Annotated in this window: 22 protein-coding genes; 4 read left to right on the top strand and 18 right to left on the bottom strand. The window is 69.4% G+C overall.

The genetic code is table 11. The annotated features are described in order from the left end of the window. The 4 genes from urtD to urtA all read right to left on the bottom strand — a co-directional run bounded on the left by urtD (position 1) and on the right by urtA (position 4,137). Complete coding sequence (gene urtD / locus AB0M08_RS34710; protein WP_364502797.1) at positions 1 to 786, bottom strand: urea ABC transporter ATP-binding protein UrtD; 786 nt, start codon at positions 784 to 786, stop codon at positions 1 to 3. After that, positions 783 to 1,877, bottom strand: coding sequence for an urea ABC transporter permease subunit UrtC (gene urtC / locus AB0M08_RS34715; RefSeq protein WP_364502800.1), 1,095 nt, complete (start codon positions 1,875 to 1,877; stop codon positions 783 to 785). Before urtC ends, urtD begins: the two co-directional genes overlap by 4 nt. Continuing rightward, positions 1,874 to 2,758 (bottom strand): urea ABC transporter permease subunit UrtB, encoded by an 885-nt coding sequence (gene urtB / locus AB0M08_RS34720; protein ID WP_364502803.1) that lies wholly within the window; start codon positions 2,756 to 2,758, stop codon positions 1,874 to 1,876. Before urtB ends, urtC begins: the two co-directional genes overlap by 4 nt. 80 nt (positions 2,759 to 2,838) lie before the next feature. Then, on the bottom strand, positions 2,839 to 4,137 hold the full coding sequence (gene urtA, locus AB0M08_RS34725) for an urea ABC transporter substrate-binding protein (RefSeq protein ID WP_364502806.1): 1,299 nt from the start codon (positions 4,135 to 4,137) through the stop codon (positions 2,839 to 2,841). A 516-nt stretch (positions 4,138 to 4,653) separates the two neighbouring features. Between urtA and AB0M08_RS34730 the strand changes: the two genes are divergently transcribed. Then, the gene (locus AB0M08_RS34730) at positions 4,654 to 5,988 is read left to right on the top strand and encodes an MFS transporter (protein WP_364502809.1); all 1,335 of its coding nucleotides are present in this window, start codon (positions 4,654 to 4,656) and stop codon (positions 5,986 to 5,988) included. Here the strand turns inward: AB0M08_RS34730 and AB0M08_RS34735 are convergent. Then, positions 5,960 to 6,829, bottom strand: a complete 870-nt coding sequence (locus AB0M08_RS34735) for a GDSL-type esterase/lipase family protein (protein ID WP_364502932.1) — start codon at positions 6,827 to 6,829, stop codon at positions 5,960 to 5,962. The genes AB0M08_RS34730 and AB0M08_RS34735 overlap by 29 nt on opposite strands. 259 nt (positions 6,830 to 7,088) lie before the next feature. Then, positions 7,089 to 7,712: a hypothetical protein gene (locus tag AB0M08_RS34740; RefSeq protein WP_364502812.1), complete on the bottom strand. Its 624-nt coding sequence runs from the start codon at positions 7,710 to 7,712 to the stop codon at positions 7,089 to 7,091. Positions 7,713 to 7,986: 274 nt separating this feature from the next. On the opposite strand from AB0M08_RS34740, the gene AB0M08_RS34745 reads away from it, so the two are divergent. Further along, a complete protein-coding gene (locus AB0M08_RS34745; RefSeq protein WP_364502815.1) occupies positions 7,987 to 8,385 on the top strand; it encodes a hypothetical protein in 399 nt (132 codons plus the stop codon). On the opposite strand, the gene AB0M08_RS34750 is transcribed toward AB0M08_RS34745, so the two are convergent. From AB0M08_RS34750 to AB0M08_RS34795, 10 genes are all read right to left on the bottom strand, one after another. After that, positions 8,382 to 9,842: a cellulase family glycosylhydrolase gene (locus AB0M08_RS34750; protein WP_364502818.1), complete on the bottom strand. Its 1,461-nt coding sequence runs from the start codon at positions 9,840 to 9,842 to the stop codon at positions 8,382 to 8,384. The two genes, AB0M08_RS34745 and AB0M08_RS34750, sit on opposite strands and share 4 nt — an antisense overlap. A gap of 150 nt (positions 9,843 to 9,992) precedes the next feature. Then, positions 9,993 to 10,586, bottom strand: a complete 594-nt coding sequence (rfbC, locus tag AB0M08_RS34755; protein WP_364502821.1) for a dTDP-4-dehydrorhamnose 3,5-epimerase — start codon at positions 10,584 to 10,586, stop codon at positions 9,993 to 9,995. A gap of 19 nt (positions 10,587 to 10,605) precedes the next feature. Continuing rightward, on the bottom strand, positions 10,606 to 12,204 hold the full coding sequence (locus AB0M08_RS34760) for a glycosyltransferase family 2 protein (RefSeq protein ID WP_364502824.1): 1,599 nt from the start codon (positions 12,202 to 12,204) through the stop codon (positions 10,606 to 10,608). After that, entirely contained in the window at positions 12,201 to 13,079 is an 879-nt protein-coding gene (gene rfbD / locus AB0M08_RS34765) for a dTDP-4-dehydrorhamnose reductase (RefSeq protein WP_364502827.1), read from the bottom strand. Before rfbD ends, AB0M08_RS34760 begins: the two co-directional genes overlap by 4 nt. Next, a complete protein-coding gene (gene rfbB, locus AB0M08_RS34770; RefSeq protein WP_364502830.1) occupies positions 13,076 to 14,062 on the bottom strand; it encodes a dTDP-glucose 4,6-dehydratase in 987 nt (328 codons plus the stop codon). The genes rfbD and rfbB overlap by 4 nt, the downstream gene beginning before the upstream one ends. Next, a complete protein-coding gene (locus tag AB0M08_RS34775) occupies positions 14,059 to 15,126 on the bottom strand; it encodes a glucose-1-phosphate thymidylyltransferase (protein ID WP_364502833.1) in 1,068 nt (355 codons plus the stop codon). Before AB0M08_RS34775 ends, rfbB begins: the two co-directional genes overlap by 4 nt. A gap of 188 nt (positions 15,127 to 15,314) precedes the next feature. Next, the gene (locus AB0M08_RS34780) at positions 15,315 to 16,139 is read right to left on the bottom strand and encodes a DUF4142 domain-containing protein (protein ID WP_364502836.1); all 825 of its coding nucleotides are present in this window, start codon (positions 16,137 to 16,139) and stop codon (positions 15,315 to 15,317) included. 192 nt (positions 16,140 to 16,331) lie between these two features. Beyond that, on the bottom strand, positions 16,332 to 17,528 hold the full coding sequence (locus AB0M08_RS34785; protein WP_364502839.1) for a right-handed parallel beta-helix repeat-containing protein: 1,197 nt from the start codon (positions 17,526 to 17,528) through the stop codon (positions 16,332 to 16,334). Positions 17,529 to 17,596: 68 nt separating this feature from the next. Next, positions 17,597 to 17,998, bottom strand: coding sequence for a heavy metal-responsive transcriptional regulator (locus AB0M08_RS34790; protein ID WP_364502842.1), 402 nt, complete (start codon positions 17,996 to 17,998; stop codon positions 17,597 to 17,599). Further along, complete coding sequence (locus AB0M08_RS34795; RefSeq protein WP_364502844.1) at positions 17,985 to 18,419, bottom strand: hypothetical protein; 435 nt, start codon at positions 18,417 to 18,419, stop codon at positions 17,985 to 17,987. Before AB0M08_RS34795 ends, AB0M08_RS34790 begins: the two co-directional genes overlap by 14 nt. 111 nt (positions 18,420 to 18,530) lie before the next feature. Between AB0M08_RS34795 and AB0M08_RS34800 the strand changes: the two genes are divergently transcribed. Both AB0M08_RS34800 and AB0M08_RS34805 read left to right on the top strand, forming a co-directional pair. Continuing rightward, the gene (locus tag AB0M08_RS34800) at positions 18,531 to 19,835 is read left to right on the top strand and encodes a hypothetical protein (RefSeq protein WP_364502847.1); all 1,305 of its coding nucleotides are present in this window, start codon (positions 18,531 to 18,533) and stop codon (positions 19,833 to 19,835) included. Positions 19,836 to 20,116: 281 nt separating this feature from the next. After that, complete coding sequence (locus AB0M08_RS34805) at positions 20,117 to 20,377, top strand: hypothetical protein (RefSeq protein ID WP_364502850.1); 261 nt, start codon at positions 20,117 to 20,119, stop codon at positions 20,375 to 20,377. Positions 20,378 to 20,397: 20 nt separating this feature from the next. Here the strand turns inward: AB0M08_RS34805 and AB0M08_RS34810 are convergent, their stop codons facing one another. Together AB0M08_RS34810 and AB0M08_RS34815 are read right to left on the bottom strand one after the other, a co-directional pair. Continuing rightward, complete coding sequence (locus AB0M08_RS34810) at positions 20,398 to 21,162, bottom strand: glycosyltransferase (RefSeq protein WP_364502853.1); 765 nt, start codon at positions 21,160 to 21,162, stop codon at positions 20,398 to 20,400. Between the two features lie 208 nt (positions 21,163 to 21,370). Beyond that, positions 21,371 to 21,514 (bottom strand): hypothetical protein, encoded by a 144-nt coding sequence (locus tag AB0M08_RS34815; RefSeq protein WP_364502855.1) that lies wholly within the window; start codon positions 21,512 to 21,514, stop codon positions 21,371 to 21,373. Positions 21,515 to 21,579: the final 65 nt, after the last annotated feature.

Here is a 21,579-nt window from a genome sequence, read left to right on the forward strand (position 1 = left end):
TCAGTCCTCCGTCGACTTCTCGGGCACGGCCGCCATGGCGGCCGTGGTGGCGGCGCCCGCGGTGCCGAGGTAGACCTCCTGCACCTTGGGGTCGGCCTGCACCTCGGCCACCGTGCCCTGCGACAGCACCCGGCCCTGGTGCAGCACCGTCACGCGGGTGGCGAAGCGGCGCATGAAGTCCATGTCGTGCTCGACCACGAGCACGATGCGCTTCGCCGCGACGCGCTGCAGAAGCTCACCGGTCGCGGTGCGCTCGTCCTGGCTCATGCCGGCGACGGGCTCGTCGAGCAGCAGCACCTTCGCGTCCTGTACGAGCAGCATCGCGATCTCCAGCCACTGCTTCTGGCCGTGCGACAGGACGCCGGCCGGCGTGGCGAGTTCACCGGCGAGTCCGGTCTCCTCCAGCGCCTGCTCGATCGACGCGTCGACGCCGCGCCGGGCCCGCAGCAGTGCGGCCGAGCGACGGTGGCGTCCGGCGGCGATGTCGAGGTTCTGCAGCACCGAGAGCTCGTCGAAGACGCTCGCGGTCTGGAACGTACGGCCGACTCCCAGGCGGACGATCCTGTGCACCTGCCTACCGAGCAGCTCTCTCTCGCCGAGCCTCGCCGACCCGGTGCCCTTGGACAGCCCGGTGATGGCGTCGATGCAGGTCGTCTTGCCGGCACCGTTCGGTCCGATGAGGAACCGGACCTCGCCGGGATGCGCGTCGAAGGAGACGCCGCCGACCGCGACGAAGCCCGAGAACTCGACGCGGAGGTCCGTGACGACGAGCGAAGCACCGGTCATGACCGCACCTCTTCGAGCTCTGCGGCGACGATCGCCGGGGCGGGCTGTGGGCCGGGGCTCCGGCGCGCGGCGGCGAACCTGGCCGGCAGCGACGACAGCCCGTTCGGCAGGAAGAGGATGACGACGATGAAGAGCAGGCCGAGGATGTAGGTCCAGCCGTCGGGCCAGGTCGAGCCGAGGCTCGACTGCCCCCAGCCGACCGCCATCGCGCCGAGCGCGGGGCCGAAGAGCGATGCGCGGCCGCCGAAGGCGACGCCCGCGATCATGAGGATCGAGGCGGCGGCGCCCATCTCGGCCGGAGTGATGATGCCGACGATGGGCACGAACATCGCTCCGCCGATGCTGGCCATCAGCGCGGAGACGACGAACGCCACGAGCTTGACGTTGGCCGGGTCGTAGCCGAGGAAGCGCACCCGCTCCTCGGCGTCCCGGGTGGCGACGAGGAGTTCACCGAAGCGGCTGCGGTAGAGCTGCCAGACCGCGAGCAGGCAGACGATGAGCAGCGCGGCCGCGATGAGGTAGACCATCAGCCTGTTCGCCGGGTCGTTCAGCACGAAACCGAAGAAGTACTTGAAGTCGCTGAGCCCGGTGTCGCCCCCGGTCTCGCGGATCGTGGAGCTGATCAGGGTGGCCAGCGCGACGGCGAGCGCCTGCGTCAGGATCGCGAAGTACGCGCCCTTGACGCGCCGCTTGAACAGCGCGTAGCCGAGGATGCCGGCCAGGACCACCGGGAGCAGCACGATCGCCAGCAGGGTGAACCCCGCGCTGCGGAACGGCTCCCAGAACGCCGGAAGCGGCGCCAGCGGGTCGTAGAGCACCATGAACCCGGGGATCCTGTCACCGGCGGTCTCCAGCGTGAGGTGCATGGCCATCGAGTAGGCGCCGAGGGCGAAGAACACCCCCTGCCCCATCACGAGCATCCCGCCCCGGCCCCACGCCAGGCCGATGCCGACGGCGGCGATGGCCCAGCAGCAGTACTTGCCGAGGTTGTTGAGCCAGTGGTCGTCGAGCACGAGCGGAGCGACCGCGAGGAGCAGGACGGCGAACACCCCGATGCCGCCGAGAGAGATCCATGGCTTCAGCTTGGTCATACCAGACTCCTGGTTCGCACCGTGAACAGGCCCTGAGGGCGTAGTTGCAGGAAGACGATCACGAGGATGAAGGCGAACACCTGCGCCAGGCTGCCGGTCGTCCAGTAGGCGAAGTACGAGAGGGCGACGCCCACCGCCCACGCGGCGATGATGGTGCCCTTGAGCTGGCCGATGCCACCGGCGGCCACGACGAGGAAGGCCGGGATGATGTACTGCGCGCCCATCTGGGAGTTCGTGCCGCCGATGAGCGACGCGGCCACGCCCGCGACCCCGGCCAGTCCCGATCCGGTGAAGAAGGTGAGGCGGTCGATGGTGCGGGTGGAGATCCCCGAGGTCTCGGCGAGGTCCCGGTTGTGCACGGTCGCCCGGATGCGGCGGCCGAACGAGGTGTACTTGAGCCAGGCCGCCAGCGCGGCGACGCAGGCGGCCGCGAGCACGATGGTGAACGCCTGCCGCAGCGGCCAGTCGTAGCCGAGGACGGTCAACTGCCCGTCGAGCCAGCCGGGCTTCTCCACCGGTACGCCCTGGGACGGGAAGATCTGCAGCGCCGCCTGCTGGAGGATCAGGCTGACACCGACCGTGACGAGCAGGGTGTCGAGGGGCCTGCGGTACATCCACTGGATGATGGTGACCTCCAGCAGGAGGCCGAACAGGCCCGCGACGACGAACGCGACCGGCAGCGCGACCGGGATCGACAGATCGCTGGCGGCGATGACCTGCTGGACGAGGTAGGCGGCGAAGGCGCCGATCATGAGGAACTCGCCGTGGGCCATGTTGATCACGCCCATCTGGCCGAAGGTGAGCGATAGGCCCAGCGCGGCGAGTAGGAGCAGCGCACCCTGTGCGCTGCCGTTCAGCAGCGGTGCGATCAGTGCGTCCACGTGCTCTCGCTCTCTATGACAGAGGGGTTCGGGGTCGTATGCCGCGGGCGACACACGACCCCGCGTCCGGGTGAGGGCGATCAGCCCGCTGCGGCCACCAGTTGCTCGCGGACGGCCGCGGGGAACCAGTCGTAGGCCTCGAGGTACGGGTCGGGCTTGATGAACTCGTCGGAGGACCAGACGATGTCGAACTGGTTGTCGGCGTTGATCTGTCCGATGTGGCCCGGCTTGGAGATGTGGTGGTTCTCGCCGTCGAGCGTGACCGTGCCCTCCGGCGCGTCGAACGTGATGGTGTTCGTCTTCGCCGCGGCGTTCACCTTGTCGACGTCGAACGAACCGGCCGCCTCGACGAGGGCCTTGTACAGGTAGAGCGAGATGTAGGCGGCCTCCATCGGGTCGGAGGTGACGCCGCTGCTGTTGGGGTAGGCCTTCCAGTCCTCGATGAACTTCGGGTTGGTGTCGGTCTTGAGCGACTGGAAGTAGTTCCAGGACGCGTAGTTCCCGGTGACCTCGTGGCCCATGGCCGGCGCCTCCTCCTCGGCGATCGAGACCGAGATGATCGGCGTCTTCGCGGGGGTGAGGCCGGCGTCGTAGTACGCCTTGATGAAGCCGACGTTCGACGAGCCGTTGATGGTGTTGAAGATGAAGTCGGGCTTGGCCGCGACGATCTTCGCCACCTGGCTGGTCCAGTCGTCCTTGTCGAGGGGCACGTACTCCTCGCCGACGATCTTGATGCCGAGCTTGGCCGCGTAGAGCTTGATGATCGCGTTCGCGGTACGCGGGAAGACGTAGTCGCTGCCGGCGAGGAAGAGCGTCTTCACCCCCTTGGAGGCGAGGAAGTCCATCGCCGGGATGATCTGCTGGTTGGTGGTCGCGCCGGTGTAGTAGATGTTCGGCGACGACTCGAGGCCCTCGTACTGCACCGGGTAGAAGAAGAGGCCGTTGAGCTTCTCGACGACCGGCTTCACCGCCTTGCGGGAGGACGAGGTCCAGCCACCGAAGATCGCGGCGACGCAGTCCTGGGTGAGCAGCTTCTCGGTCTTCTCCGCGAAGGTCGGCCAGTCGGTGGCGCCGTCCTCCTGGACGTACTCGATCTTCTTCCCGAGGATGCCGCCGCTGGCGTTGATCTCGTCGGAGGCCATGTGCAGCACGTTGGAGACGGTCTTCTCGGAGATCGCCATGCCGCCGGTGAGGGAGTTCAGGAAGCCGAGCTTGACGGTGTCTCCGGACGTGTCGACGCAGCTGGCCGCCGCGGACGACCCGGCGTCGGCCGTCTCGTCACCGGCCCGGGCGCCACAGCCGGCGAGCACGAGGGCCATGGTCGTCCCGAGGGCGCCCGTAGCCATGAGCGCGCGCATCCGCTTGCTGGAATCGGACATATGTGAGAACTCCGTTCCTGATGAAAAGGGGCGTGACGCCGGGGTCGTGGCACGACGGATCGTGCGGATGAAATGTCCAGGGCGAGCCGCCGCCGTCCCGGGTCCCCGCCCCGTGCCACCGGCTGCCGCTAGTGAGAGCAGACTGGTCGCGAGTCATTGCTCTGACATTTCTTGACTGTTCCAACTCTGTAGCCGACGCATCGATCAGGCTGCGTTGCCCCTAGAAACACGCGGAGACCTCCGAGTCTTCGATGTCAAAGTTCTGCCACTCAGGGGGAGTACAGGATGCTCATGGCACACTTCTGACATCGCGAAGCCGGCTTTGAACCCCCGAGCCAGAACCGCCTGCCCGAGATCGGTCGCATGGGCGACGACGAGAGCGCACGCCGCGCGGGACCCTCGGCCTGCACACGTGGGCGACCGGACGGGCGCGCCGGACGGGCCAGCGGGCGGGCACGCCGGTTAGGTTGATCACTTAGGGAGACCCGGAGCGGTCGTGGGCACGAGGCTGTAGGCATGTGCGCTGCCTGCGGCCAGACCACCCATGTGCCGGACGCGCCGCGGCGGTTCGCGGCGTTGCGGAACCCGGACTGCCGGCCCTACCTCATCGGGGCCGCGCTGGCGATGATGGCCGACAACATCGAGCACGTCATCACATACTGGGTGCTCTGGGAGAGGTTCCACTCGGTGGCGCTCTCCGGGTTCCAGGTGATCAGCCACTGGGTGCCGTTCCTGTTCCTCTCGGTCTGGTTCGGCGGGCTCGCCGACCGGTTCGACTGCCGCCGGGTCATCCAGGCCGCGCAGACGCTGTTCATGCTGGTCTCGGCGGCGTGGGGGGTGCTCTTCCTGACCGGCACGCTCCAGGTCTGGCACGCCTGTGTCCTGCTGGTACTGCACGGGGTGGCGGGTGCGCTCTGGGGGCCCGCCGAGCAGTTGATGCTGCACGACTTCGTCGGGGACGGGGAGTTGCCGAGCGCCGTACGCCTGAACGCCACCTTCAAGAGTCTCGGGGTGCTGTTCGGGCCGGCGATCGGGTCGGCGCTGCTGATCGGGCTCGGGGCGACCTGGGGCATCTTCGCCAACATCCTGTTCTACCTGCCGCTGACCCTGTTCCTGTTCCGCACCCGGTTCACCGGGCACACCTCCGACCCGGCCCCCTCCGCCGGCGATGCCACCGATGCCACCGATGCCGCCGGTGCCGCCGGTGCCGCCGGTGCCGCGCCCGCCCGGAAGCGTGTCGGGATCATGGACTCGCTGCGGGTGTTCCGGGACGTCCGGGGCGATCACACGCTGGTCAGCCTGATCATCCTGGGTGGGCTGGGTTCGTTCTTCGTGGGCGCCTCGATCCAGTCGGCGATGCCGCAGTTCGCGCAGGATCTCGGTGCGGGGAGCGCGGGTACGGCGTACGGGATCCTGCTCTTCGCCAACGGCGCCGGCGGCGTGATCGGCGGCATCGTGCTGGAGGCGACCGGCTGGCTGCGCCCCTCGGTCCGCGGCGCGGTGCTCAGCACCGCGCTGTACGGCCTGTTCTCGCTGCTCTTCGCAGTCTCCGGGAACTATCCGCTCGCGGTGGTCCTGCTGATCGCCGGCGGGGTGGCGAACCTGGTGTCGATGTCGGTCGGCCAGACCATGGTGCAGCTGCTGGCCGCGCCGGCCGACCGGGGCCGGGTGATCGGCCTCTACAACATGTCGGCGAACGGGCTCCGGTTCGGCAGCGGCGTCACGGTCGGGCTGTTCGGCGCGGTGGTCGGCATCCACTGGTCGCTGGGGCTGAGCTCGGCGGCGCTCTGCGTGGGCACCGGGCTGGCCGCCTTCTCCGCCCTCACCAGTCGAACCTCCCCGGCCACGTGACCTCGGCCAGCTCGTTCTGCCCCTCGGCGTTCGGGTGGAAGTAGTCGACGGTGTTGACCAGGTCCAGGGTGAACCGGACGTCGTGCACGGCACCGCCGTCCCAGCGGCACTTCTCGCCGTACGCCGAACAGGCCTTGCGCAGTTGCTGGTCGTACGCGTCGATCCGGTCCCGCACCGCCTCGCGCCGCTCCTGATCGGCGTTCGCCGTCGAGGTCGGATCGGCCAGCATGGAGGGGCAGATGCCGCCCCGGCTCCACACCTTCACCGCCTGGTTCGACCTGCTGCCCACCTGCCAGAGCCGGTAGAGGTCGGGGATGCTGACCACCAGCACCCGCGCCTCGGGCAGCCCGTCCTTCAGCTCGTCGAGCGCCCGGTCGATCTGCTCGCGATACGCGGTCACCGGCGTCATCGCGTCGACGCTGCGCGCACAGGCGTCGTTCGCCCCGATCAGGATCGTCACATACTGCGCCTTGGCGTCGATCGCCTGCAGCGCCTGGGTGTGCAGCGCGTCCGCCTGGGCGCCCGGCTCGGAGAAGTTGTAGACCTTCCCCTTGATCTTCGAACTCTTCGCCAGGATCCGCCGGTAGTGGCTGTCCACCAGGTTGCTCCCGCCGGCGGCCCAGGAGTTCTTGTCGCAGTTCAGATAGGCCAGGCAGCTGCCCACCCCCGCGGTGATCGAGTCGCCGAGCGCCGCCATCACCGCCGGGTATCCGGCCGCGTTCCCGCTGGTCGCGGTGGTCTTCGTCGCCGTCGGCGCCGCCTCTCCGGCGACACCCGCCCCATCACAGGCGACCGCCAGAACCCCGAGCACCGCCAACACCGCCACCTGCCACCGCCGCACCGTCACGCCTCCGAATATGCCACGTCCGCTCACCGACCCGGCCGACCCGTTCCCTGCCGGCCCTCCAGGGTGCCTCGACCCCCTCGACACACCCCCCACCACCAGCCAACAGCTCCTGGCTGGCCCTCCAGGGTGCCTCGACCCCCTCGACACACCCCCCACCACCAGCCAACAGCTCCTGGCTGGCCCTCCAGGGTGCCTCGGGCCCCTCGACACACCCCGCAGTCCCAGCCGAGACGCGGCGGCGGGCGGCGGGCGGTCAGCAGAAGGGCGGGATGATGATGCTGGTCTCGGCCCAGACCGGCTGGGGGCGGTAGGCGTGGGAGCGTCCGTCGGTGAGCGCCGCGAGATCGATCTCGGCCGAATAGGTGTAGTTCGTACGCAGCCGGACGCGGAGTGTCCCGGAGAGGGCGCCGGTGAGCGGCACCCGCTCGGTGAACCCGGCGGGCACCACACCGACCGTCACCTCCGGCGTCGCCCGGGACGGCCGGAACCCCGCCGAGATCGCCCAGCGGACCGTCGGCGTGGCATCCGAGACCTGCAGCTCGGCGAGGTTGCTGTCCGCGTCGCACTGGCGGTCGACGGTGAGTATCAGCCGGTCACCGGAGAACCGGGCGGAGAGCCACTCGGCGGCACAGCACCGCGGCTCAGCCGGCCCGGAGACAGACCACAGGGGAGCCGACGGCGACGGCGCGGACGAGGACGCCGAGAGCGCGGACGACGAGGGCACGGACGACGAGGGCACGGGCGAGGGCGAGGGCGAGGGCACGGCGCGAGCGGATTCGGCGTCCGCCGCGTCGGCGTGCAGACGGTAGGCGAAGAGCAGCGCGAACATGACGGCCAGCATCAGCAGCCCGGTGACGATCCGCACACGCGGCGACATCCAGTCACGATAGTCGATACGCGGCGAAGTCTCGACACGAAGACTCTATATTCTATAGATTGAGTAGTAGATAGGGAGAGTGGGATGCCACAGGTCCACGCCCACGTCACCGAGCTGCTCCCGCTCGCCGAGGCCCCCGCGGTGCTGCGCCGCGTCGAGGACGGGCACGCGCGGGGCAAGGTCGTCGTCTCGGTGACCGGCTGATCGCTCCTTCTCCGGTACGCGTACGGCGTACCGGAGAAGGCTATTGATCTGTGTCATTATCGTGGGGAGCATGGGCTCGACGCGGATCCGGGACTGGCTGGTGTTCGACCTCGCCACCCTCCTGATCCTGCTGCCGGCGGCCGCCTTCGGGACCCACCTCTACCTGTACGAGCCGACTCTGCCGTGGAGTCAGGACGCCATGGTCGCCGGGCCCGGCGCCGACCACGCCCTGGTGCCCGGCTGGCTCAACTTCACGCCGCTGGTCGCCGGCTCCGGGCTGGTCGTGGCCATGGCGCTGATGTGGTGGAACTCCCGGCGCGGGGAGCCGGCCGGGAGAAGTGCGGGGCGCACCCGGATCCCGCCGCGACACGGCCCCGACGAGCGGGACCGGCGGCGCATGGCGCGCCGCCGGTCCGCGCTGGAACAGCGCCTGCGGGACATCCGGGGTGACTCCCGGAGGGACGGCTAGGAGATCGCCACGTCGTCGAACCAGACGGTGCCGGTGTTGTCGCCGGACTTCAGGTGCAGCTGGACGGCGACCGCGCCGGCCGGGGCGGTGGTCTCGACGACCAGCTTGGTCCAGGTGGTGGTGCCGGCGGGCAGGCGGTTCGAGGTGCTCTCGCTCAGCCACTTGCCGTTGACGTCGAACCAGCTCAGCGAGATCTCGGTGACGCCGGTGGCCGCGACGCCGCGGGCGTAGGCCTCGGCGCGCCACTTGTAGCCGGCCTGCACCGGGGTGATCGGCGAGACCCGCAGCGACGGGAGACCCGCGCTGGTCCGCGTCGTACCGGAGAATTTGACGGAATTTGATCCGGAACGTGCGTAGTCCGCCACGGTCGTCGCGGCACCCGACTCGGGAAGGTTCTGCCGCCAGGGCGAGTCGGCGGCGGTGGACTCGAAGCCCAGGTTGAGGATGCTGTTCGGGGTGGTCCCGGTGGTCCAGGCGGTACGCACCACCGAGGCGGCGATCTTCGGGGTGCCGTCGGCGCGGTAGAGGCCGAACCGGTACTGCACCGGCAACGTGGAGACGGTCGAGTTGGCCGGGATGGCGCCGTCCGCGAAGTCGTTCAGCGTCCACGGTGCGACCGAGCCGACCCCGGCCTCCTTCGCCGCGCGGAAGACCCGGGCCAGGTACGCGGCCTGCTCCCCCTCGGTCCCCGCGGCGGTGCTCATCCCGGTCTCCCCGATCACCACGGGCGACGGGGTGACCGCGGCCTGCGCCTTGCGGATCTCGGCGAGCGCCCGCTCCGAGGAGCCGTAGAAGTGGAAGTCGTAGTAGTCGAGCGGGGTCGCGGTGAGCAGGCTCTTGATCTTCGCCATCCCGGTCGCGCCGGTGCCCGCGTCGACCGACATGGTCAGCGGCATGGCCGGCGCGACCGCGCGGATCGCCGGGATGATCTGCTTCGCCCAGGCGACGGCGGCGGTGTCGCCCGGCTGGAACTCGTTCTTCACCTCGACGGTGATCACCCGGGGGTCGTTCGCGTACGGCGTGACCACCGCACGGGCCCAGGCGGCGCTGCCGGTGGCGTCGGAGTACCCGTCCCACCAGTCGAAGAGGGTCAGCTTGACGGTGAGCCCGTACGAGTCCGCGAGGCTGACGAACTTGCGCAGCTTCTCGGTGTACTCCACCTTCGGCGTGGGGTACCCGAACGCCTGCGGGAAGACGATGATCCGGACGTTGTCGGCGCCGAGCGCGGCGGCCTGCGCCAGGTCCTCACCGATGGCGACCGGGTCGAACGCGGTCCACATCGCCGACCAGCCGGCGTCCGAGGGGTAGTAGTTCATCGTCTTGGCGCTCTGCACGGCGGTCAGCCGGGCCGCCATGGTCGGTGCCACGGTGGCGGCGTGCGCCGGCGAGACCGGGACGGCGACGGCGAGCAGGGTCGACAGCGCGAGGGCCGCGACACTAAGGCGCTTCTTGTTCACGGGGGTCCGGGCCTCTCGAAGGTTGCTTTTCGGGGGTGACCCTCTCCTTCGGCTGCCGGGGTGCCATTGCTCAGACCTCTGCCATTGCCAATGACGGTGCAAAGAAGGAGCGGGCCGGTGGGCCCGCTCCTTCTTGGGGGAAAACTATGGTCAGCCGCGCAGCTTCGCGTAGTACTGCCGGCAGTCCTCCCAGGTGGGGAGCAGACCGGCGGCCTCGGCCTCGGCCAGGCTCGGCGCGTCCGCGTCCTTACCGGAGAGCACCGGCTCGAGGCCCTCCGGCCAGACGATGCCGATCTCCGGGTCCAGCGGGTTGACGCCGTGCTCGCGCTCCGGCGCGTACCCCTCGGAGCAGAGGTAGACGACGGTGGCGTCGTCGGTCAGCGCCATGAAGCCGTGGCCCAGCCCCTCGGCGAGGTAGACCGAGTGGTGGTCCTGGTCGTCGAGCCGCACCGTCTGCCACTTCTTGTACGTCGGCGACCCGACCCGGATGTCGACGATGACGTCGAGGATCGCGCCCCGCACGCACTTGACGTACTTCGCCTGGCTCGGCGGCACGTCGGCGAAGTGGATGCCGCGCAGCGTCCCCGCCGACGACACCGAACAGTTCGCCTGCGCCAGGTCGAAGCGGTGACCCAGCGCCCCGTCGAAGGCCGGTGCCTTGAACCACTCGTGGAAGCTGCCCCGGTTGTCGCCGAACACCTTCGGCTCGAACAGCCAGGCGCCCTCGATCGAGAGGGGTTTCATGATCGGTGGAACCTCCGGGTCAGGATGCCAGAACTCGTTTGACGTACTCGGCGATGGAGCGCAGACCGCCCTGCGGCTTCTCCGGCTTGGGCGGCACCGGGACCTTGTGCATGTTCCCGCCGATGTCGAGCGCGAGCCGCCCGTCCCTGGTCCAGTACGGGACGGCGTGGATCTTCTGGTGGGCCGACCGCTCGCCGCCGCAGGGCAGCACCGCGCTCGCCGGGCCACCCTCCACCCGGGCCATCCGCTCGATGCCGAGCGCCTGGATGTTCACATAGACGTCGTAGAGGCCCTTGGGCAGCCGCTCGCCGCCCGCCGCGGTCTCCGGGTCGATCCGGAGGGTGCCCACGATCTCCACGGTGCCGTCGTCGGCCACCTGCACCTTGTACTCGACCTCGGGGAACCAGGCCTGCGCCTTGTCCCGCTGGCGCAGCTGGAAGTCGACGAGCGCACGGTTCTCCAGGTCCGTGAAGGACCACTCCGGACCGCCCTCGATGCCGTGCACCACGGCGAGGTCGAGACCGTAGCCGCCGCCGAGCTTGCGGACCTTGACGGTGGAGCCGTCCTCGTAGCGCAACCGGGCCCGGAACGGCACGACCAGCACACCGAGCCGCCACTTCGGCTCGCCGGTGAACTCGATCTCGCCGATCGCGTCGCGGTAGCGCGTGGCCACCTTGCGCAGGTCCTCGACCCGGTCGGCCTCGAGCAGCTCGGCGCGGAAACGCCAGAGCGGCGGCAGCGCCTCGCGGATCGAGTCCGAGTACTCGTCCATCACCACCTGACGGGCCGCCCGGTAGTGGCCCATCATGTAGTCGGTGCCGTCCAGGAAGCCCTGCCGGGCGGTGTTCCGCAGCACCTCGACCCGGTAGTTCCGGGTCAGGAAGGCGTCCCGGACCGGTCCCGGCTCGGTGTTGGCCTTGACGATCTGCGCCGTCTTGGCGAGCCACGGGTAGTAGTCACCCGGCTCGGTGCGGCCCTTGCTGTTGTTGTCGCCGTCGTCGCGCCCGCTCCAGTCGTAGCAGATCACGTCGCTGACGATGGTGATGTTCTCGGCCAGCGGGTACGCCTTGGCCAGGAACATCTGGTCCTCGAGGCGGCAGCGCCCCTCCTGGAAGGCGATCTCGTTGTCCAGCAGGAACTGGCGCCGGAACATCTTGTGCGGGGTGAGCGTCTCGTACAGCTCGGCGAAGTCCGGGCCGACCCGGCCGACCGTCTCGCGGAACAGCCGGATCGGGCCGCGCATGTTGCCCTTGACCTTGCCGACCACGATGTCGGCCTCGTCCTTCCGGGCCCGGGCGTACATCACCTCGAGCGCCTTCGGGCCGAGGGCGTCGTCCTGGTCGAGGAACTGCACGTACTCGCCGGTCGCGTTGGCGACGCCGACGTTGCGGGGACGGCCCGGCCAGCCCGAGTTGGGGATGGTGAACACCCGGACGTTCTCGGTGTTGTCGGCGAGCTCCTTCAGCCGCTCCGCGGAGTCGTCGGTCGAACCGTCGTTGACGAAGATCACTTCGAACTCGTCCTGTGGCAGCGACTGCTTCAGGAGGGAGTTGATCGGGCGCTCGATGTAGACGCCCGCGTTGTAGACCGGGATGACGACGCTGACCTTGACGGTCATGACTTCCCCTCTGAGAACTCTGCGACCAGCGTGGGCATGGCGGATTCGAGTGCCTCGGACCAATCGCGGATCGGTTCGATCCCGGCCTGCCGCCAGCGGTCGTGGCCCAGCACGCTGTACGCCGGGCGGGGCGCCGGCCGCTGGAAGGCCTCGCTGGTGGTGGGCCGGACTCGCTCGGGATCCGCACCGAGCAGCCGGAAGATCTCCCGGGTGAAGCCGAACCAGGTGGTCTCGCCGGAGCTGGTCCCGTGGTAGACGCCGGCCGGGGCGGTACCGGCGAGCGCCGCGGTGCCGAGCCGGGCCAGGCGGTCCGCCAGGTCCACCGTCCACGTGGGCTGACCGCGCTGGTCGTCCACGACGTCCAGGGTGTCCCGGGCCGCTTCCAGTTTGACCATCGTTCGCACGAAGTTACCGCCGCCGGCTCCGTAGAGCCATGCGGTACGGATAACGTAGCCGCGGTCCGGGAGAACACCCAGAACGGCCGTCTCGCCGGCGAGCTTGGTCCGCCCGTACGCGCTGCGCGGCGCGGTCGGCGCGTCCTCCGGATAGGGCTGCGTGGCGTCGCCGGCGAACACGTAGTCCGTGGAGACGTGCAGGAGCACGGCGCCCGCGTCCCGGCACGCCTCGGCCAGGATCCGGGGTCCGTCGCCGTTGATGGCGAGGGCCGCGTCCTCCCGGGTCTCGGCGTCGTCGACGGCCGTCCAGGCGGCACAATTCACCACAACGGCCGGGTGGTATTTGTCGAACGCGGCCGCGACCGAGTCGCGGTCGGTGATGTCGAGGTCGGCGTGGCCGAGGGCAACCGCGCCGGGCACGCGGGACACCACGTCCCGTGCCAGCATCCCGGATCCCCCCGTGATCAACCAGGATGTCACAGCTTGGCACGCTCCTTCAGCGGCTCCCACCAGGCGCGGTTGTCCCGGTACCACTGGACGGTCTCGGCCAGGCCGGTCGCGAAGTCCTTACGCGGCCGGTAGCCCAGCTCGGTGCTGATCTTGGTGCAGTCGACCGAGTAGCGGCGGTCGTGGCCCTTGCGGTCGGCGACGTACTCGACGCTGCTGTCCCAGTCGGCGCCGCACGCGTCCAGCAGCTGCTGGGTGAGCTCCTTGTTGGAGAGCTCGGTGCCGCCGCCGATGTTGTAGATCTCACCGGCCCGGCCCTTGGTACGCACCAGCTCGATGCCCTGCACGTGGTCGTCGATGTGCAGCCAGTCCCGGACGTTGCCACCGTCGCCGTAGAGCGGGACCTTGCCGCCGTCCAGCAGGTTCGTGATGAAGAGCGGGATGACCTTCTCGGGGAAGTGGTGGTGCCCGTAGTTGTTGGAGCACCGGGTCACCCGGACGTCCAGGTGGTGGGTCCGGTGGTAGGAGAGCGCGACCAGGTCGCTGGAGGCCTTCGCCGCCGAGTACGGCGAGTTCGGGGCCAGCGGGTCGGTCTCCGGCCAGGAGCCCTCGTCGATCGAGCCGTACACCTCGTCGGTGGAGATGTGCACGAACGTCGTGACGCCGAACCGGTGCGCGGCGTCGACCAGGGTGTGCGTGCCGACGACGTTCGTCCGGATGAACTCGGCGCCGCCGTCGATCGACCGGTCCACGTGCGACTCGGCCGCGAAGTGCACGACCTGGTCGTGCTCGGGCATCAGCTTGGCGACCAGCTCGGCGTCGCAGATGTCGCCCTCGACGAACCGGAAGCCGGGGTGGTCGCGGACCTCGTCGAGGTTGGCCGGGTTGCCGGCGTACGTGAGCTTGTCCAGAACGGTGATCTCGACGTCACCGGGGCCTTCCGGGCCCAGCACGGTACGCACGTAGTGCGAGCCGATGAAACCGGCACCGCCGGTCACGAGAACCTTCGTGGTCATTTGGAGATCTGCACCTTGCTGTAGTCGCCGATGACGAGGCGGTGCGCCGCGGGCACCCGGGGCGCGGGGGTGATTTCGACGTTGCGCCCGATCAGAGAGGCCTCGATGCGGCGTACGCCGATGATCGAGGAGTCCCGCAGCACGATCGAGTACTCCACCTCGGCGTCCTCGATCCGGCAGTTCTCCGAGATCGACGTGAATGGTCCCACGTACGAGTCGCTGATGGTGCTCCCGGGGCCGATGATGGCAGGCCCGACGATCCGGCTGCCGGTGATCTTCGCGGTCGGGTGGATCTGCACCCGGCCGATGATCTCGCTCGCCTCGTCGACGCTGCCCTCGATCGACGGCTCCAGGGTCTCCAGGACGGTCCGGTTCACCTCGAGCATGTCGGTGACGTTGCCGGTGTCCTTCCAGTACCCGCCGATCGTGGTGGAGCGCACGTCCTTCTGCTCGTCGATCAGCCACTGGATGGCGTGTGTGATCTCCAGCTCGCCCCGCCAGGACGGCTTGATCGCGCGGACCGCCTCGTGCACGGCCGGGGTGAAGAGGTAGACGCCGACCAGCGCCAGGTCGCTCTTCGGGTGCTGCGGCTTCTCCTCCAGCCCGATCACCTTGCCGTCGGCACCGAGCTCGGCCACGCCGAACGCCGTCGGGTTGGGCACCCGGGTGAGCAGGATCTGCGCGTCCGGTTTGTCGGCCCGGAACTGGTCGACCAGGCCGCTGATGCCGCCGACGATGAAGTTGTCGCCGAGGTACATCACGAAGTCCTCGTCGCCGAGGAACTCGCGCGCGATCAGGACCGCGTGCGCGAGGCCGAGCGGCGCGTCCTGCGGGATGTAGGTCACCTTCAGGCCCAGGGCGGAACCGTCACCGACCGCCTGACGGATCTCCTCGGCCGTGTCGCCGACGATGATGCCGACCTCGGTGATGCCCGCCTCGGCGATCGCCTCCAGGCCGTAGAAGAGCACCGGCTTGTTCGCGACCGGCACCAGCTGCTTGGCCGACGTGTGAGTGATCGGCCGTAGCCGCGTCCCGGCTCCGCCGGAGAGCACCAATGCTTTCATGGGCGCGAACCGTAATCGCAATACCGGTGTCTCTGCAATCTTGCCCCCGACACCCCACCAACCGTGAGGTTAAGGTGCCTGCCTCGTATCCACCAGACGTCCACCGTTTTTCGCCTGGATCTCCGCCAGGCCCACCGTAATCGTCGCATGCGAACGCGGCAGACCTGGCGAAAACCGGATTTCGGCCATCAACGGGCGTAATACCGCCGCCGACGGGAACGGGACATCACGCCGCGGCCGCTGGCGAGCTGCCAGGAGACCGCGCCGCCGACCACCAGCCCACCGGCGAGCGCCGCGATCAGCACCGTCATGTCCAGTTGCCCGCCGGTGGTCTGCTCGGACGCGGAGAGCACCTGGGTACTCGCCGACTTGGTCGCCGTGGCCGACGCCGCGGCGGACGGGTTGGGCGCGGTCGGCAGCGCCTGGAAGTCGACGATGCCGCTGCTCTCCAGCAGCGTCATGTGCGTCGCGACGAACTGGTTCGCCTGCTGCGCGAGCTTGCGTACGGTGTCGTTGCGGGTGCTGGCCCGGATCGTCGCGATCGCCGGGAAGATCTTGCCGTGCGCCGCCCGGAGCCGGTCGATGTAGATCTCGTCGAACTCCTCGCCCTCGGCCGCCCGCATCTCGCCGAGCCACTTCTGCTGGTCGGCGTTGGGCACGTCGGGCACCTCGAGGTCCAGCTTCTCCGCGGCGTTGCGGTCGAGCTCGTCCAGGATGCCGTGCTGTCGCGCGATCTCCTTGCCGATCGCCTGGATCCGTGGGTCGTCCGACTTCTCCTGCGCCATCTCGCCGGCCGGGATCTCCCAGAGCCCGGCGAGCCGCACCTTGACCACGAAGTCGATGTCGGCGGCCGACACCTCACCGTTGGCCGTGTCGGTGAGCAGATCCTCCGGCGGCACCGGCACGTCGGCGGCGGCCATCGCCTTCCCCGGCGCCACCGAGATCAGGGCGGCGGTGATGACCGCCGCACCCCAGAAACGGCGCCACGCGTACATCGAGCCGACAGCAGCCACGCGAACCTCCTCAGACTTTCGCGTGCCCCGCTCCGCCACATCGAGCGCCGTCGACACGCACACCGTTTTGTAGCAGGCAGTACGCACAGAACCACCGTTCGGATCATCGACAGCACAGGTAATCCCTAGATTTGGGAGCGATTCCAGCACCGCGACCGATCGCCGGGCACGGAGAGCGCTTACCGCCTTACGTCAGATCTTCGCGCCGACCGCCGCACCGTTCGCCGGGACCAGGAAGTCCGAGGAGGGGATGGCGCCGTCCGCGTCCCGGGCCCCGGTGATCGTCGACGGGTCGGTGCTCAGCAGCGTCCAGGTCCCGCCGATGTCCCACGAGTTCCCCGAGCCGCCGGAGAGCGAGCCCAGCGCCACCGCGGTCGCGTTGCCCACCGCCAGATTCGCGCTCAGGATCGTGCTCGAACCACCATCACAGTCAAAACCGGTCTTCCCATTCCCGTACGCCGTGGCGCGAGCAATCGTGATCGCCCCGGTGTTGCCGTTGTCGGTGAACCCGTGCGCCGCGTTCCCGAACGCCATGCTGTTGCTCACCACGTGACCCGCCGCGGGCCCGGTCCCGCTGCTGCCGCCGAGTTTGAACCCGTTCCCGTCCCCGGAGAAGTCCGGGATGTCCCACCTGTTGTACCCGTTGCCGTACGCGATGGAATTCTCGATGGTGATCGGCGAACCGAAGCTCCAGGCGTCGAACCCGTCGTCCACGTTGTTCCCGAGCCGCGCCCCGCTCACCACATTGCCGGCGCCGCTGCCCTCCTTGATCCCGAGCCCGTCCGCGCTCTCCCCGTTCTTCCGCGGATCCCGGTTGTCGTGGCTGTCCAGGTTCAGGATCATGTTCCCCGCCGAGTCACCCTGCAGCTGGAATCCGGTCTCGTAGTTGTCGTGCGTCACCAATTGCTCGAACGTGTTCCCGTTGCAGTCGTCGCAATAGACGCCGTACGGCCCGTGCTCGATCTCCAGCCCGAACAGCCGCCAGTACGACGCCGCCATGTGAATCGCCCCGCGCTGCGCGGCCGGAATCGTCGACCCGACCGCACCCGGCGTGTAGTCCAGCGCCTCCCCGTCGATGACCACCCGCTCATCGCCGTACCGGGTCAGGGTGATCGGCGCCTCGGCCGTACCACTCCGGGTGATCTGCAGATTCGCGGTGAGCGCATACGTACCACCCCGCACCGCGATCACCTCGCCGGCGCCGACACTGTCGATCGCCTTCTGGATGGTCGCGAACGGAGCGTCGATGGTGCCCGCCGCACTGTCACTGCCCTCCGTGGCCACGTAATACGTCTCCGCGGTCGCCGCATCCGCGGTTCCGGTCACGGCGGCGCTCACCCCCACCGCGGTGAGAACGGATACGGCAGCGATCACGACTCTCGACGACATAGGAGCTCCCTCTCGTTCAGGCATTCACTCCTATCAGTGGCCGTGGAGCACCGGAAGGTTGCCCGGAATCAGCCCCCGCGTCCGGTGGGTGGATCGGCGAGCGCCGCCACGACCGGGCAGCGCTCGCGGTTCGCGCCGGTGGCGGCCAGGGTCGACAGGGCGGACCGCAGCCGGTTCAGGTCACGGATCCGCCCGTCGATCTCGTCGAGCTTGCCGGCCACCAGATCGATGACCGCGTGCTGATCAAGATCGGTCACGCTGGGGAGCGCGAGGAACTGCTCGATCTCGCCGAGGGTGAACCCGAGTTCCTGCGCGCGACGGATGAACCGCAGCCGGCGCACCGACTCGTCGTCGTAGCTGCGGTAGTTCCCCCCGCTGCGCCCGGACGGCTCCAGCAGTCCCCGGCGCTCGTAGAACCGCACCGTGCTGATGCCCACTCCGACCGCCCGCGCCAGCTCACCGATCCGCACGCCGGTGACGGTACAGGGACTGCGCCTGCGCCACCGCCCAGATCAGCTCCAGCAACAGGAAGAACCCGGACACCGCCGAACCGCCGCTCGCCCACGACCAGGCGAACCAGGTGATGAACAGCAACCGCCCCACGGTGTCGGTCAGGATCAGCCGCGGCAGCGGGTACCAGAGCCGGCCGAGTGACCACATCAGGACAGCGGTCCCGAAGAGGCTCACCATCATCAGCATCATCGGCTCGAACACCGGCGGCTCCGCACCCGGCAGCCCCAGCCCACGGTGCACGGCGCGCAGCGCGTCGAAGACGAGTCCGGCCGTCCAGGGCGTGGCGAACGGCGCGGTGATGACCAGGTCCCAGAGGGCGCCGGCCCGCCCCCAGAACGTGACGGGGCTGGTCCGGACCTCAGTGGCGGTGATGTTCATACCGGCATGCTCGACCCTGCACCATGGTGCAGGGTCAAATCCGCCGCACCCCCTCCTGTCGTACCCTCCTCATAGGATCACGACGTTCATCACTTCTTCGATGGAGGTCGTGTGCACCCCCTCCCCTATCGAGCCGCCGTCGTCGCCGCGACGGCCGCCCTCATCGTCGTGCCGGCCACCGCCGGCTGGGCGGCCGCCGATCAGCCGCCGGCCGTGCCCACCTCCCTCTCCGTCAGCGGCGTCGCCTGCACCTCCGACGGCATCTGGATCGGCACCACCACCCCGCAGGCGAGCGCGTCCTTCACCGACCCCGACCTGGGCGCGGTCGCGTACGAGACGCTGACCCCGGAGTTCTCGCTCCAGCCGGAGGGCGCACCCGATCAGGCCGTCACCTGGACCGCGACGGCGCTCACCTATCCCGGCCGGGCCACGTCCGCGATCCCCGCCACGCTGGCCGACGGCGGGCGCTACCTGCTCACCGCCCGCGCCACCGACGCCGCCGGTGCCGCGTCGGACTGGTCGCCGGCCTGCCTCTTCACCGTCGACACGAACCGGCCGTACGCCCCGGTGGTGACCTCCACCGACTATCCGGCGGGTTCCGCAAGCGGCGGCGTCGGCGTCACCGGACGGTTCACGTTCGCGGCGGCCGGCGGCGATCAGGACGTGGTGAAGTTCCGCTACTCGGGTGCCGGCACGACGCTCAGCGAGGTGGCGGCGGACGAATCCGGCCGGGCGACCGTCGACATCACCCCGGCGTCGTACGGCATCAACACCCTCACCGTCCAGGCCGTCGACCGCACCGGCAACCGCTCGGCCGAGACCGCGTACGGGTTCACGGTGATCGACCGTGATCCCCGGGTCATCGACCTGAACTCGGACGCCGGCGTCGGCGAGCCGCGGACGATCCGCTTCTGGAGCGCCGTCCCCGGCACGGTGTCGTTCACCTACAGCCTGAACGGCGCCCCCGCCACCACGGTCGACGCCGACGCGGACGGCTGGAGCACCGTCACGCTCACCCCGGACCGGCGCGGCGACAACCTGCTCACCGTCACCAGCCGGACGGCGAGCGGCGAGGTCTCCCCACAGATCACCACGAACCTGTATGTCTCGGTGCACGTCCCGGCCCCGGAGATCACCTCGCCCGACTTCCCGGACGACGGCACCCCGCCCCCGGCCGTCGGCGACCAGGTCACGATCTCCCTGCGCACCGACTCCCCGGAGGTCACCGAGTTCGTCTACTCGGTCGACTTCGGCGCCACCGAGCAGGTCGTCACCGCCGACGAGAACGGCAACGCGACCTTCACGTACACCATCGAGTGGGAGTACCTGGAGGTCCAGGCCCGCGCCCGCACCGCCGACGGCTTCGAGTCGAACACCGTCACCACCGGCTGGGAGGTGACGATCCCGTCCTCCTGACGGCCCCCGCCCGCTCCCGGGCGGTCGGCACCCGCCCGACCGCCCACTCCACGGGCCCGCCGCTCACCGTCGGAGAATACGGAAGTCCTCCCCTGCAAACGCGGAATCCAGACCCTGCAAACGCGGAACGTCTAACCTGGCAAACATGGACGGATCCCTCACAGGTATTGCGCCTCGCCAGCTCACGGCGGTGCTGGCACGCCGACTGATCGAGGAGAACCGGCGATCGTCCTGAACGGCCCCCGCACCGTCGGCAAGAGCACCCTTCTGCACACGCCCCTGTGGCGGTCGGCCACTTCCGCACCGCCGACGCCAAAGAGGTCGATCTGATCCTGGAACGTGACGACGGCAAGATCCTCGCGTTCGAGATCAAGGCCGGCACCCGCGTGGACCGGTCCGACCTCGCCGGCATCCAGGCGCTCCGCGCCAAGATCGGCGAACGCCTCGCCGCGGCCATCGTGTTGTACACCGGCGCGCTGTCGTTCCGTTTCGATGACGGCACGCTGGTCCTGCCCTTGGATGCGCTCTGGTCGACGTCGTGAGAGACGACTGAGCGAACGGGTCAGGCGTTGCCTGCTACCGGCTCGGCCACCACGCGCACGCCGAGCCGGCGCAGCGCCGCGATACGCTGGCGGACCAGTGCCATCGACTCGGCCTGCAACCGGACCCATCCGGCCTGGCCGGTGATCTGCCCCGGGTGCCTCCGGTACAACCAGGTGATCTCCGGCGGCATGAAGCCCGGCGTCGTCTCGGCGAGCGCCACCACCAGCGCCAGGTCACCGCCGCGCGGCGTGGCCACCCAGCCCCCGAACGCCCGGACGGTGTCGGTCCGCGCGGTCAGCCCGGCACACGGCGCCGCGGGCTTCCCGCTCTCCAGGACCAGCTGGGTCATCACACCCGGCTCGATCACCCCGGGCTCCAGCGGAGCCGGGAACGCCACCCGGGTCCCGTCCGGCAGCAGATCGTGCGCCTGCCCGGTGACCCAGTGCACGCGCGGATGAGCGTCGAACGCCCCGATCGCCGTACGCAACGCGCCCGGCAGCAGCAGATCGTCGGAGTCGAGCACGTGCACGAGCGAGCCCTCGGCCCGGGAGAGCGCGACGTTCCGCGCGATGTTGACGCCCAGCGCCTCACCGTTGGCCTGATACCGGCAGCCCGGGAACCGCCGCGCCACATCCGCCAGCCCCGACGCCGCCCCGTCCTCCTGAACGAGCCACTCCAGCTCCCACCCACCCGGCAACTCCTGCCCGGCCAGGCTCTCCCCCGCCGCCGCGAGGAACTCCCCACGCGCCGCATGAACGGGCGTGAGTACGGAGATCAACGGCATGCCACACCTTCCCGTACGCTGCACCGGCACTGGCGCAGGCAGACGCTACCCTGATTCCGCCGCGAAGCACCCGTCAGCGGCGTTTGGCGAACTCTGACAAGCGCTCACTGAGCGGGCTCACCGGGGGACGCGGCAGCCGGTCGAAATAGCCCGGCTTGACCTCGCGCATCAGTTCCTCACCGTCGCGAGCCCACTCGAAGTGGCCGTTTCAGCAGGCGTCTTCCAGGCCATTGCCGTAATCGGCCATGAATTCCGATACGGCCCGGTCGTAGCGCGGCTGCTGAGAGAACGCCACCAACTCACGATTGAGCTCACCGGCGCGTCGCAGCAGCGCGGCCTCAACCATCGACATGACACCAACCTATGAGCCGCCAGAACCCTATCGACATGGGGTACCTCGTTCGGGTGATCAATCGG

Source organism: Actinoplanes sp. NPDC051851 (genome assembly GCF_040681165.1).
Lineage (GTDB): Bacteria > Actinomycetota > Actinomycetes > Mycobacteriales > Micromonosporaceae > Actinoplanes.